This is a genomic window from Paenibacillus sp. FSL W7-1279 (genome assembly GCF_037969845.1).
GTDB lineage: Bacteria > Bacillota > Bacilli > Paenibacillales > Paenibacillaceae > Paenibacillus_AQ.
Genome location: NZ_CP150215.1, coordinates 1,598,419 through 1,611,354, shown reverse-complemented (window position 1 = coordinate 1,611,354; position 12,936 = coordinate 1,598,419). Strand labels below are relative to the sequence as shown.

General features: G+C 49.3%; 10 protein-coding genes. 1 reads left to right on the top strand and 9 read right to left on the bottom strand.

The window, feature by feature from the left end; all coding sequences use genetic code 11:
• Positions 1 to 8: 8 nt before the first annotated feature.
• The 9 genes from MKY82_RS06815 to MKY82_RS06775 form a co-directional block, all read right to left on the bottom strand.
• The gene (locus MKY82_RS06815; protein ID WP_220686285.1) at positions 9 to 1,559 is read right to left on the bottom strand and encodes an extracellular solute-binding protein; all 1,551 of its coding nucleotides are present in this window, start codon (positions 1,557 to 1,559) and stop codon (positions 9 to 11) included.
• A 60-nt stretch (positions 1,560 to 1,619) separates the two neighbouring features.
• Entirely contained in the window at positions 1,620 to 2,480 is an 861-nt protein-coding gene (locus tag MKY82_RS06810; protein ID WP_339222268.1) for a carbohydrate ABC transporter permease, read from the bottom strand.
• Between the two features lie 12 nt (positions 2,481 to 2,492).
• Positions 2,493 to 3,413 (bottom strand): ABC transporter permease subunit, encoded by a 921-nt coding sequence (locus tag MKY82_RS06805; RefSeq protein ID WP_339222266.1) that lies wholly within the window; start codon positions 3,411 to 3,413, stop codon positions 2,493 to 2,495.
• Positions 3,414 to 3,604: 191 nt separating this feature from the next.
• A complete protein-coding gene (locus tag MKY82_RS06800; RefSeq protein ID WP_339222264.1) occupies positions 3,605 to 5,920 on the bottom strand; it encodes a helix-turn-helix domain-containing protein in 2,316 nt (771 codons plus the stop codon).
• Between the two features lie 242 nt (positions 5,921 to 6,162).
• Positions 6,163 to 6,924 carry a type II CAAX endopeptidase family protein gene (locus MKY82_RS06795; RefSeq protein ID WP_339222262.1) on the bottom strand — a complete coding sequence of 254 codons (762 nt, stop codon included), beginning with the start codon at positions 6,922 to 6,924 and terminating at the stop codon, positions 6,163 to 6,165.
• Positions 6,905 to 7,456, bottom strand: a complete 552-nt coding sequence (locus MKY82_RS06790) for a PadR family transcriptional regulator (RefSeq protein WP_220686288.1) — start codon at positions 7,454 to 7,456, stop codon at positions 6,905 to 6,907. The genes MKY82_RS06795 and MKY82_RS06790 overlap by 20 nt, the downstream gene beginning before the upstream one ends.
• Before the next feature lie 189 nt (positions 7,457 to 7,645).
• On the bottom strand, positions 7,646 to 7,987 hold the full coding sequence (locus tag MKY82_RS06785) for a hypothetical protein (protein WP_220686289.1): 342 nt from the start codon (positions 7,985 to 7,987) through the stop codon (positions 7,646 to 7,648).
• Positions 7,988 to 8,043: 56 nt separating this feature from the next.
• Positions 8,044 to 10,311, bottom strand: a complete 2,268-nt coding sequence (locus MKY82_RS06780; protein WP_339295786.1) for a PQQ-binding-like beta-propeller repeat protein — start codon at positions 10,309 to 10,311, stop codon at positions 8,044 to 8,046.
• A gap of 184 nt (positions 10,312 to 10,495) precedes the next feature.
• Positions 10,496 to 10,819, bottom strand: coding sequence for a hypothetical protein (locus MKY82_RS06775; RefSeq protein WP_339295785.1), 324 nt, complete (start codon positions 10,817 to 10,819; stop codon positions 10,496 to 10,498).
• 271 nt (positions 10,820 to 11,090) lie between these two features.
• On the opposite strand from MKY82_RS06775, the gene MKY82_RS06770 reads away from it, so the two are divergent.
• Positions 11,091 to 12,803 (top strand): DUF4127 family protein, encoded by a 1,713-nt coding sequence (locus MKY82_RS06770; RefSeq protein ID WP_194541296.1) that lies wholly within the window; start codon positions 11,091 to 11,093, stop codon positions 12,801 to 12,803.
• The last annotated feature ends 133 nt before the right edge of the window (positions 12,804 to 12,936 follow it).

Here is a 12,936-nt window from a genome sequence, read left to right as displayed (position 1 = left end):
CTTGCGGATTACTTGCCGCCGTATGTGCGAGTATAGGCGGTGTTGTACATGGTAAGGAGTTCATCGGAGCCGAGTTTCTTGGCCTGGTCAATAAACTGCTGATAGGTGGTGTCGTTAATCGGGGTTTTACCGGTCACAAATTCCGTCACCTTCTGTTCAAGGAATTTGTTCAGATTGTTCAGCTTCGATTTCTCGAGCTCCAGCTCCTCTTCCGTCTTGACGATCTGTTTTGGTGCCGGGACAATATACTGCTCATACCTTGCATTGATATCCTTGCTCTTCTCGCTTAAGCCACGCTCCCAGACTTCTCGCGACTTGGCGTTATTCAACGTGATCAGGTCATACCATACGCCCCAGTCCTTGCGCAGCGCATTAAACGGAGATTCGCCGAACTCCTTGTTATATACCGCTTTGCCGTCCTCCATCGTATACGTTTTGCCTTCAATGCCTAAGGACAAATAATTCGTTCCCTCTTCGCTCACCAAATAATCGAGGAATTGGACGGCGCGCTCCTTATCCTTCACTTTGGCCGATATCGCTCGGCCGACGGTGCCAACGACCGGACGGGAGAACTGATAGTTCTTGATCCCTTCGGCGGCAAAGGAAGGAATCGCGTCCAGCTCATACTCCGCCGTACCGGCCCCACGCGCCTTCGCTACAAGCGACTCGAGATCAGCCTTCCAGAAAAAGGTCACCAAGGATTTGCCCGTCAGTATGCGCTCCTCCCACTGTGCTTGCGTCAGCAGCGAGAATTCCGGATCCAGCAATTTTTCCGCATACAGCTTATTCAGATACACCAGCATATCCTGATAATTCTCATGGTACGGCGCGAATGCGTATTGATCCGTGGTCGGATCCAGGTTGTAGAACCCGCTGATGCCGGTGAAGATACGTCCGAAGGTCGTATACAGCCCCGTATCACCAACGATGGCGTTCGAGATGAGCGGATAGGAATCCGGAACCTTCTCCTTCAATGTTTTCAGATACTGATAAAATTCATCCACCGTGGTCGGTGCCTGTATCCCATGCTGATCCATGATGTCCTTGCGGGCATACCAGATAAAGTTGAAGCCCTTGCCTTCCGCATCCCCTTCCAGGACAGGTACGGTGTACAGGCCCCCGTCCGTGCCCGTTGCCAGCGCCTTGGCCTCAGGATATTTTTCGTAAAAGGCTTTCAGGTTCGGTGCCCGGTCCAAGTAATCATTAAGGTTCAGGAACACCTTCTCCGGCCCGTGCTCCCGGCCGTCCTGCGTCGGCACCTGGATAAAATCCGTGGCCGTGTTCGTGGCAATCATGATCTGCCTTTTCTCCTCAAGTCCTTCCTGGCTTACGATTTGGAACTTCACACTGACGCCCGTCTTGGCCTCAATCTCTTTGAAAATCTCCCAGTCATCCCGAACCTTGCCCTCCACCCGGTCGTATACCAGCCATGAAAAAGTAACCGGTTTGTCAGGGCTTAATGTCCCTGAATCATCCTTGCCCCCGCCGGTGCATCCCGTAACCAGCATCGCGCAGAGCAGGATCATGGCAAGCGCTGTTCTGAACCCCTTTCGCCTCATTTCCTAACCTCCTTTTTTATCATCACAACGTATAGAAATGGATTAGCGTGGAATCCATAACTACCCCTTAATGCCGCCAATCATCGTGCCCTGTACAAAATATTTCTGGATAAACGGATAAACGCACAGAATCGGCAGCGTCCCGATCATGATCATGGCGTATTTCAACGTCTCCAGATGCGTCAGGTCCCCTTCGCCCTGAACATTCGTGCCGGCGATCAGGATGTTGCGCATCATGATTTGCAGCGGGTACATCTCCCGGTCATTCAGATAGATCAAAGCGCTGAAGAAGGAGTTCCATTGATTCACGGCCGTGAACAGGCCGATCGTGACCATCACGGGCACGGATAACGGCAGCACGATCCGTACCAGAATCTGCAGGGATCCGCACCCGTCGATGGCAGCCGCGTCCTCGAGCTCCTCCGGCAGCGCCTCGAAGAATGTCCGCATAATGAACAGATACCATGTGCTGATCAGGGAAGGGAGGACGATCGCCCAGATCGTGTCGAGCATCCCCAGCTTCTGAACGATCAGGAAGGTTGGAATCATGCCGCCGCTGAAGAGAAGCGTGAACGCCGCCATCAGCAGAATCACCCTCCGACCCGGCAGCCATCGCTTCGCAAGCGGGTAGGCCATCGCGGAGGTCGCAATCAGCGTCAGCACCGTATGGAGGAACGTATACCGGATCGTGTTCCAGTAACTCACCCAGAGATCGGGGTTATAGATGAGCTGCTCGTAGGCAATGAGCGTAATCTTTTTCGGCCACAGCAGCACCGCGCCGCTCGCAACCATGGCATTGTTGCTGATGGAAGCCGAGAAGACGTACACCATCGGGTAGGCCATCGCCATGATCAGCACAATCATGAACAAGACATTGAATACGTCAAACAGCTTCGAGGCGAAGCTTTCCTGTTTTTTCATCACGCACCTCCCTTACCACAGGCTGGTCTCCGAATATTTACGTACGATCCGGTTGGCCATAACGACCAGAATGAATCCAATCGCCGACTGGAACAGGCCGACCGCGGTCGCGAAGCTGAAATCGGCATCGAGGATGCCCCGCCGGTACACAAAGGTGTTAATGACATCCGAGGTTTCGTAATTCATCGTGTTGTAGATCAAGAGGATTTTCTCGAAGCTGGCCTCCATGAAATTGCCGAGCGACAGCACGAACAGAATAATCATGACCGGCACCATGCCGATGAACGTAATATGCCGGACCTGCTGCCACCGGTTTGCCCCATCCATCTTGGCCGCTTCATACAGCGTCGGATCGATGCCGGCAATCGCAGCCAGATAGAGGATGGTGCCCCATCCCACCTTCTGCCATATTTCGGAGCCTACATACACCGTCCGGAACCATTCCGGCATGCCCAGAAACATGATCGGCTCCATACCGAACAGCTTAACCAGCAGATGGTTCACGACGCCCGTGGTCGGAGACAGGAAGGTCACGAGAATGCCCGCGATTACGACGGTGGACAGGAAATGCGGCATGTAGCTGATATTTTGCACGAACCTTTTGAACCATTTGCTCTTCAGCTCATGGAACAGGATCGCCAGAATGATCGGTGCCGGAAAATGAAACAGGAGATCGTACACATTCAGCATGATTGTGTTGCGAATCAGCTTCCATGCATCGGGGGTGACATAGAAAAATTCAATCAAATGCTTGAGTCCCACAAATTCACTTCCCAAAATGCCCCGGCCGATCGAATAATCCTGGAAGGCGATGATGATGCCGTACATCGGCGCGTACTTGAATATTAAGTAATACAAAATGCCAGGCAGCATCAGCAAGTACAACGCTTTATGCTTTCTCAGAACATAGCCGATCCGTGATAGCTGCGCCAATAATCCTCACCTCCGATTGAAAGCATTTACATTCGTTTGTTGTTGTCCCCACTATACGAGCCGTCCTTCTTTCGCGTAAAGCGTGCATCTTTTCCTGGAGACACTCCTTTTGCGACCCCCGTGGCACAAGGCTTTCCGCTTGGGTCCATGCAAAAAAAGAGACTTCAGAAAATAATGCAGTCTCTTCTTTCCTATTGGTGGGAGCTCCTGTATTTAGCAGGTGTAATGCCCTCGTATCTGCGGAAAGCCCGAATCAGAGAATTTCGCCCCCAATACCCGACCTTCTCAGCAATTTCGTCAATTTTCAAATCGGTTTCAAGCAACAATTGCTTCGCCTTCATCAGCCGGTATTTCGCGATATATTCCACGTACTTCTCGCCAATCTCCTCCTTGAAGGTCCGGCTGAAATGCCCTATGGACATATTCATCATCCCGGCAAAATGCTCAATCGACAGCTCTTGATCGTAATGCTTATGAATGTACTCCAGAATCTCCATAAACTGTTGACTCCGGCTGCTGGAAGCCGGCTTCCGAAACAGAAAACCATGAATCTCCGTAAAGCAGCACGTAAGCTCGTCCCATGTCATGCAGCGATTCATCCGTTCGAACAGCCCCGAGTAATACGGAACGTTGAGTTCATTGCGCTCCGATTCCACCGCCCGAATCCAGGTGTTGAGCACATCGGCAAGCAGATATTTCATCTGCACGGCTGTTGCATCCTTGCCCTTTCCCTCCTCCAGCAGAGCAAGCACAGAATGAAGCAGCTTGTCATACTCACGGGTTTTGTACTGATTTAGGATCCGCTGGACCTCTTGCACGGATAAGAAAGGATCCCACTGCTGCAGCTCCCGGGAAGGCTGTCTGCCGCAAATCTCTACGGTGGAATGCAGCCCCCGGTACTTCAGCATGATCAGGGCATGCTCATAAGACTGGTGCAGCTCTTCCATGGCACGAACGGTCTTTCCGATACCGATGGTCGCTTTATAATAGGTCCCGTATTCCAGGAAAATGTGCCGGATTTGCTCCGCTACTTTTTCAGGATGACCCTGGCCCTCCGTGATGTGGCCATGCTCAACGATGCATGCCATCAAATCCGGCCTTGTCTGGCAGATCCAGACCATGCCGGGTGCCAGCCGAAGAATCTTGTCCTTCAGCTCGGTCAGCATAAAGATCTTGGCGGATTCCGATGTCGAGTCGTAAACCGACCGGTCATAATGGAAAGAGATGCACAGGACGGTTCTTGCCGCCTTGTGGCTGTAAGCAAACTCAATCTCCTTGGCGTAGTACTCAATCGATAAGGCATCGCGGTATTGCCCCAGCAGGATTTTCGTGAAAAACTGCTCCTGCACGATCGGCAGCATCCCGTTCACCATCTGGTACAGCTCTTTATTCTCCGTCATGATGAATTGGGAATAACGTTTGATGGCATCAAACTCGTTTCCTTCATGGCCGACTTCCCCATTCGGAGCGTGATGCAGCTTCAGCCCATCCTTAATCTCCCGGATCGGCCGGTATAATCGCCGGCTTAAATAATACGAGGCGAGTGCGCCGACTAGAAGGAAGAATACGAGGAACAACCAACAGATCCATCGGGTAATATAAACCGGCTTCATCAATGTGCCTAAGTCGATCATGCTGATATAATGCCAGGACGGATCGAAGCCGGAGGCCATGAAGGACAGCCCCCTCTTGTCCGATATCGTGAATTGCGAAGCAGTGCCGTCCGTACGTATTCGCTGCTGCAGAGCAAGCTGTTCCTGCTCAGTCAGTCCGTTCTGGGCGATCACTTTGGCCCCATGATCTACAATCGCCGTGCCCGTAACCCAGCTCTCCGGAATGTGAATCTGCTCCTCAAGCTTGTCTCGTTTCACTTCGACCAGGAGATAGACTTCAGGGGCGGTCGTATTAAACGGGTAGCTCATGGCAGCTGTCAAAGAGGCGGGGGAATCCATGAAATCCATCATTTTTTTGCCGGATAATTCGGCTTCCAGCTGATGGCGTCGGTTCAAATCCAGGGGATAGCGGGAACGAAAATAATACGCTTTATTCGTGTAGGTTTCGGCATCGATCATCAAATCCTGGTGCACGAAATAATAATAGGCCTTCTCGACCAAGTCATCGGATTCCAGCTGCTGCAGCTGCTCCCGCAGGGAATGAAGCAATTCCGGAAGCAGCAGGCTATCCGGCGAAGAGGCCATGGGAGCGAGCAGCACGCTCCGTAATCTGGAGGTGCTGAGGATATTAATCATGCTGGTCTTCAAGGATTGCAGCTCGGTGTCCGTCTGCTCGGAGAAGCGGTTCATCATCACTTGATTGAAACGCTCGGCATCCTTTTCAATGATGCGAACGACCAGCACCTGAGCGAGAACCGACGCAACAATCACGGGAATGAGAATGAGGAGAAAATAGTTGGCGAATAGTCTCCAAAACAAGGTGTGCCTTCTGGGAGGTGGAGAATCAAGCTCCCCCGGCTCAGGAGATCGGTTAGGCGTTGTCCTGCGATTCATGAGTGTCCCCCCCTTGTTATTTAAAATTGCAAGTAAACAAGGCTTGCATTTACGTCTACTATATTTAGATGTCAGTTATAATATTCGCCGCAACTTCCATGCATGGAGTTTGCACAGAAATGACGTTACCGGACATGTTTGCATCCATAGCAAAAAGAGCCAGGAATCTCCTGGCCCTTACGCATCCATTCAAAGTCAACCTATTTTACAGTAAATCGTTGCGACACTCCAGTAGCACTCCATTAACCCGCTTGATCTATTCTTGTGGACACCGGAGGTTTTCTTAAAGAGAGAGACAACCAGACACAGTGGACGGCCAGCACCAGCAAAATGAACAGATCGTATCCGATAAATACATCACTATTGTCATTACCGACAAACTGGATAAAGTTATGAAGGAAGTGGAATAGAATCAGAGGGATGATATTTTGGTTTTTCACCATCAGCAGAGCCAATACAGCGCCTATAAGCAGAGCATATACAATCTGTAAAACCGTTTGGAATATGTCCTGCCCTGATAAGACGTTCAGTACATGCGTGACCGCAAACAGAGTGCTGGAGGTGATGACCGCGGTTGGAATGCCTTTGGGCAGCAGTGTTTTCAAAATCAATCCCCGATAGATGCTCTCCTCCACAAATCCAACGAGCAGTGTGAAGAAGATAAAGAACAGGATCTCCGATGCGCTGATTTCACGCATCCCCTTAAGCGAGATTGTAATTAGAATAAGAAGCAAGGGGGAATAATAGAGCCATCCGGCGGCCGGTATACTGTTCAGCTTAAGGAAACCGAGCGGGTTCCACTTCTTTTTCCATGTAAAGTACGCTATCAACACAAGAGCGATTGGGATAAATGAGATCAGCACAGGCGAAGTGTAACTTAACTCTTTAATCGTAGAGTAAGCCCCAGCAGCAAATACGGCTAATAACAGCAGAACCTCGATAATGACAACGGTGAAAATCGGGTGTTTATGCGAAAAAGAATCCTTAGTTTTCCGGTTTAACATGGTTCAGATCCTTCCTCTCCATAATATCCTTCAACCATTGCCGTTCCATCTGAAAATGGTTCAGTCCATACGCCAGAACCGATACCCGATAGTAATAATTCTCCGGATGTTCGATCTCAGCCAATTCTCCAGCCACGACGTTCTTCACCGCTTCAAGCATGTGAATTTCCTGATCCAGCTTAAATATGTACTCGGCCAATCGTTTTTGACGAAGTTCTTCATCCAAATAATCAAAAAAGAAAATACGGATCAGCTGCTCATTGCGTCCTGTCTGCATCGGTCCAGACAACCAGTCGAGAAAAGCCTTTTCACCACTGGGCCGCAGAGAATATAGCTTCTTGTTCTTACTGTTATCCGTCTCGGTCAGCATAACCATGTCCTTCTCTGCGAGTCTCTTGAGCGCAGGATAAAGACTTCCGTAACTCGCTTTGTAGAAAGTGCCTACAGTGCTGTCGATTGTTTTCTTAAGATCATAGCCGCTCATTGTTCCTTCCATTAGCATGCCGAGGAGAATGTACTCCAGCAATGTCATCACCACATTTCATATAATATATCTATTCGATATATCTGTTTGATATATTGATCATCGCATTTTTTCCAAAAGGAGTCAATATAATTTTCAACAAATAATTCTTGTTCTTGCGTTTATCAAACACAAACCAAAAACGCCCCCGCATCTGTCGCCAGACACCAGGGACGCTTATCCATCCATTCGTTCGTTTTATTCCATGCGCTCAAACACCTTAAACCTTCGATCTTCCTGCAATGCCACCAACGTATGTTCATCGACTACGTAAATTTCCGTGCCTTCCGGCAGCTCGTTCGACGATAAATGCGTATCCGGATATTGATCCGGTTCGAGCCGCTTCTGAATCGTGCCCGCCAAGGTCAAATCTGTCTCCGCAAAAGCCTCGGCACCCTCAATGTCTTTTCCAATATACTCTTGGTCATCGTACTTTAACAGAGACGCATAACTGGCCGACTGCTTGCTGCCGCAGCCCAAACATAGGATCAACAATAGGCTGATGATCGGAATCCCTGTTATCTTAAGCCTCTTGCCCATAAGTCTTCCTCCTTTGCGGACGTCTCCCTACGGTGTGTGTCATCTATCGATAAAAGCTATAACAGCTCATCCAAGCGTTCCTTTAACGCTCGGGCATCATAACGAATAAAAGCTCCGTTGACCGTACCGACGAGCACTTCCCGTTCCGTTACGTTCAGCGCGCCGTTCTTGGCATACATCTCTCGCAAATCGACGCTGCCGGTGATTACGTTATGCAATCTGCCCAAGCTTCTGCCGTCTTCCTTGTTCAACACCACGAGATCGCTTCCCAAACTTACCAGCAGGTACGAATCCAGAATTCCGTAGCTGCTGCCAACCAGATGGGAGAGATCGTCACCCGCTTTGGAAGAGGTCCCCATTTTCCATAGGATGCTGCCGCTCTCTATATCTACCGCAGTTGGAATGCCGTTCAGTGTAAGATAAATTCGTTCTCCCTCGATGGCACCGCGTGCGGCTTTGCCTCTCACGGTCCACATTTCCTTATCTTCCAGGCTGTCATACAATACGCTTTCGTAAGCGGTAGCCCCGCTGAAATACTCCCCGTTCAGCGCACGCTGCACCAATAGATACCGCTCATTCAGCACCTCGAACCTTTCCATCTCGCGTGCTGGATACACGGCTTCGAGCACCCCGGTTTCCGTATTGAGCAGAACCCATTCCTTGCCAAGCAGCATCCATCTTGTTGTCATATCCGCAGGAGATACCGGATTGTAGCGATACCCTCCGATAAAATACGGATCTTGGGTCGGATCGTCCATAACCCTCTTACCAACCTTTACATTCCATGCCGCTTTGCCGGTGACCGGATCGTAAGCGGTAAGCTGTCCGTTCTGCTCGACGAGCACATACGGATCACCCGAACCTGCATTCAGCAAGCGGTGTTCGCTGGGCAACGTCTTTTTCCAACGCAGCTTTCCGGTTTCCTGATCCAGCACGCTCAGCACGCTTTTGGTTTCGTTCAGATTCAAAGCCTCATCCAGAATAATCGTATTGGCCGCGGCCATCATGGTCAGGCCAAATTCATTCTTCGGCTTAACCTCCCACAACACTCGTCCATCCGACATTCGAATATGCCTCACTCTGGCCACATAATCCTGAACCTCCGGGTTATAAGCCGAGTACATCGTAACATGCTTCCGCTCCTTATCCGTGAAAGCCGTATACCAGCCAAATCCCGCATCCTCCTGCCACAGCTTCTTGCCGGTGCTGCGGTCAATCGCATACAGGGAAGAATTATCGTGCATCCCGCTGTATCCGCCATCATCTCCCTTGAGGAGCAGGACATCCTCGTTTGCCTCAAGCAGGAAGGTGAAATTCAGATTGCCCTGATTTCGCCAGTCGGGTTCGGCTTCAATCGTCTTTTGAGGCGGCACGGCGGCAAAACGATAGGTAAACTCGTAATCATCGCCAGGACTGTAACTCCGCTCAAAAGATCCGGTCCCAGGAATTACCCACTCGCTGGATGTCAGCTTTCCGGATGGAGAGAACGTCACGGTATAATGGGCATCCCGCTGTTCATATCTCCAGGTCTCGCCGAGTATCATCGGTTTATTGGAGGACTCCTCCTGATTCCGCGATGTCTCCTTCACCTGCGGTTCGCCGAGCAGCTTTTTCACATATGAAGAAGGAGTCCCTTTCTTAAAAAGAAGCTCCGTCAAGTTGCGTACCATATCCGTCGTTACTTCCGAATTTCCATCGAGCAGACCATCAGGCATCGCCTTCTTGGCCGTCGTATCCTTACCCTGTACCCACATCATTGCCGGGCGGTAGATCCGGTAATCTTCCTTCCACTTGGAAGGTGCGACCATGACGCCGTACCAGTCCTTCCACTGGGCTACGGCGATGAGCGACGTTCCGGTTTGGGATACCGGCCATTTCATTGCGCTTCCGGGAGCAAGATATATACTGCCGCTGCTGCGCAGTTGAAGCGAGAGCGGGAACGTTTCTTTCACTTGGGCAGCTTCCTTGGAAACATACCATGTCGGGAGCCACAAGTCTCCCCGGGAATCGGATTGGATAAAGGCTAATTCCCCCTTCACGGAGGTAAGCCGGAGCCTTTCTCCCTTGGCACCGTAATAGCTCACCTTGAGATTTGTCAGATGGCTATTCTTACTAAGCGCATTAGGAAACAATGCAGCCTTCTGCTGAATCGTAACACGTTGGCCGGATGTAAAGCCCTCAGCTTCTGCAGCATCAGCGAATACGACATGTGCGCTTTCCTCTGTCCGCTGAGTTGGGTGCCCAACAAGTAAAATACAGACGGCTGCCGTTATTCCGATGAATAGCCGCTTTCGGATCGATACGCGTAAACTCACAGAAACCATCCTCTCCCATACAAGCCTATATAATGTAAACGCTATTATAAGGCAAACGGTTCCAAAATCAAAACAAAAAAACTCCCTTCCAGGAAAGGAGTCTATCCATCTCTTACTGCTAATGTACATTCACAAAAAGATTCTCGTTAAAATGATTTCTGCTGCAAATTCACAATTAGCCGTCTTCTCCACATTATCGCACCTCCATACGCCAACTCGCTTCGGATAGAGTACGGCTCGGCGTTGGCCTGCCTGTCATTTTTCTGGTGCGGTTCGTCACCCCGTACGATATGTCCTCCCATAACTGCCCGAGAAAGGATGCTGGAGCCATTGACGTGCTTCTATTGCTTGCTGTGGCCATCCCCTGAGCGGATCGATTCTCAATCCGTGTATCTTCGCTAGACATCTTGAACTCTGCGCATCCCGATAGCAACATGACACCAACAACCATCACAATGATTGCCGGCCATGCCATCGTAAGCCTGATGTTCCGTTTCGCATGATGTATGGATCCCATCCCGACTGCCTCCTTATGTACGTTCCTGAAGGAAAGTATAAGGAACACATCTTACCATTCCATGGTCCAAAATCTTAACGAATACTTAAATAAAGCTGAACAATTACCTTCGCCACGTTATAACAGATCTTAGCAAGCTTCTTCGACTTCTTTTTCTACCCCTTTTTTTGGACTGCTTAATGAAAAAAACTGATTTGTGGTTGTAAAAGGAATGGGAAATTCACCTATATATATGAAGGCCAATTAAACCATATATAAGGAGAGTTGACCAATGAGAAATGTATTGTATGTACCCTTGGATGACCGCCCGGTAAACCTTGATGATGTAATCAAACTAGGACAAGCCTCAGGCTTGAACCTGATAACTCCTCTTGCTGCAGATATTCGTAACCGGCTCGATTCGGTCGCAGAAGCTTCAGGCAGCCAACTTATAGGCACCTCGGCACCTACCTTTGGTAAACCGGAAGATATTCGTCAGTTCATATTGGGTCACGCCTCTTCCGTCCAGGGTTTTATTATTTCGATCGATATGCTCGTTTATGGAGGCTTAATCGGTAGCAGACGTTTACGAACAAGCGGAGGAGGAACGTATCCCCATTATGATTCAGGGACAGCAGACTTGCTTGACGTAATCCGCGAGATTAAACAGCTTTATCCCAACAAGCCAATCTATGTGTTGGATACCATTATGCGACTCGCTACGACCACATATGTGGAAGGACTCTCTTACAACGCGTACACAGAGTCTCGCAGTCTCATGGGGATAGCTCGCAAAAAATATACAGACTTCAACGATATTTTGAACGGCTATAATATATCCAGTGATGGCACCGAGTTGGGCGATACCGTCCACTTCAATAAAACCCATTACTACAATACAAGGCAGCATAAGTTTAAAACCAATCATTATGTCTTGGACAGACTTGTACGTCATGGTTATATTGATTTCCTGGCCGTTGGGGTGGACGATGCGAATAAAGAAGGCGTGCAAATGAATGAAATTCGATTTGTGGAGAACTACATCGATCGTTATCTAGGCGGTTGTGAGGGGCAAAATCCGAATCGGGCCATTATATTGCCTGATGCAGATGGCTTGGGTCATTCTCTGGTAGCACGGATGGCTAATCAATTGCATCGGGAAGGAAGAAAAACGCAAATTTCGGTGCAATATTTCGGTCCTCATGGATCCACAATCATCAACAACTATGAATACATGACTGTTCATCAGAATATTCTTCGTCATATTGATGTTGTTGGTGGCCAATGTGTCACTAGCACGCCAAACATTGAAATCCTGGCAATCACAGACGAAACACAGGTGTCCAGTGCCGTAAGCCGTATCCATGCCAATGGAACAAACTTTGTAGCAACTGTGGTCATGGATTTCACGGGAAAAGGCTCTGCCAATCCAACGGTAACGGAAGCGCTGCTAGACAGCCAGTACACGGGACGCCTATTGGGTTATAGTGCATGGAACACTGCCGGGAACCTTATGGGCATCTCGCTTGGCATGGGGCAAGCGCGCTACGCTTTTTTGGTATCAGAGTCCTCTGCCTCCGAATTGAACATGGCCGTGAACGCTCATGGGTCGTTACTCTTCAAACGATTTTTGAAGGATTATTATTATAAGAGGCTTGCTGTAGTCGATGTCCGAAGCTATTCCAGAACTCCAAGCAATATTCGTTACGATAATCTTCAAGCCTCGTTCGCTGATCAAAACATGCGTCTCTTTAACACAGAATCAGCTTACCAGCAAGTGTTCACGATTCTTCGAGATCAAATGCAGATCCACAAAACAACGCTGGCCGGAAGGAACGCTTTCCTGATCGGTGCCCCCACTCCGACATGCAATGTCAAACAAATAAAGGGGTCTTCGTGGACATTGTCAGAATACGACAGTGCTTCGCTGGTTTATGACAATCCTGATTTCATCTGGTGGCGCGCCTTTGAGATCACGCTCAATCCTAAGGTCACACTCCAATAATATGAGAATGAAAAAGGACAGCTCGGTCTTTATCGGAGCTGTCCTTTTTCTATTGTCCTTTTTGTGAGTGGATTTCTACAGTGAATTCAATAATTCAACTTATAGAGTAGATTACCATTTCACAATGGATGTA

Coding starts and splice junctions, on each gene's coding strand:
- MKY82_RS06785 (WP_220686289.1), bottom strand. CDS start 7,987: ATGGGCAAGAGGCTTAAGATAACAGGGATTCCGATCATCAGCCTATTG.
- MKY82_RS06815 (WP_220686285.1), bottom strand. CDS start 1,559: ATGAGGCGAAAGGGGTTCAGAACAGCGCTTGCCATGATCCTGCTCTGC.
- MKY82_RS06790 (WP_220686288.1), bottom strand. CDS start 7,456: ATGACATTGCTGGAGTACATTCTCCTCGGCATGCTAATGGAAGGAACA.
- MKY82_RS06795 (WP_339222262.1), bottom strand. CDS start 6,924: ATGTTAAACCGGAAAACTAAGGATTCTTTTTCGCATAAACACCCGATT.
- MKY82_RS06800 (WP_339222264.1), bottom strand. CDS start 5,920: ATGAATCGCAGGACAACGCCTAACCGATCTCCTGAGCCGGGGGAGCTT.
- MKY82_RS06775 (WP_339295785.1), bottom strand. CDS start 10,819: ATGGGATCCATACATCATGCGAAACGGAACATCAGGCTTACGATGGCA.
- MKY82_RS06770 (WP_194541296.1), top strand. CDS start 11,091: ATGAGAAATGTATTGTATGTACCCTTGGATGACCGCCCGGTAAACCTT.
- MKY82_RS06780 (WP_339295786.1), bottom strand. CDS start 10,311: ATGGTTTCTGTGAGTTTACGCGTATCGATCCGAAAGCGGCTATTCATC.
- MKY82_RS06810 (WP_339222268.1), bottom strand. CDS start 2,480: ATGAAAAAACAGGAAAGCTTCGCCTCGAAGCTGTTTGACGTATTCAAT.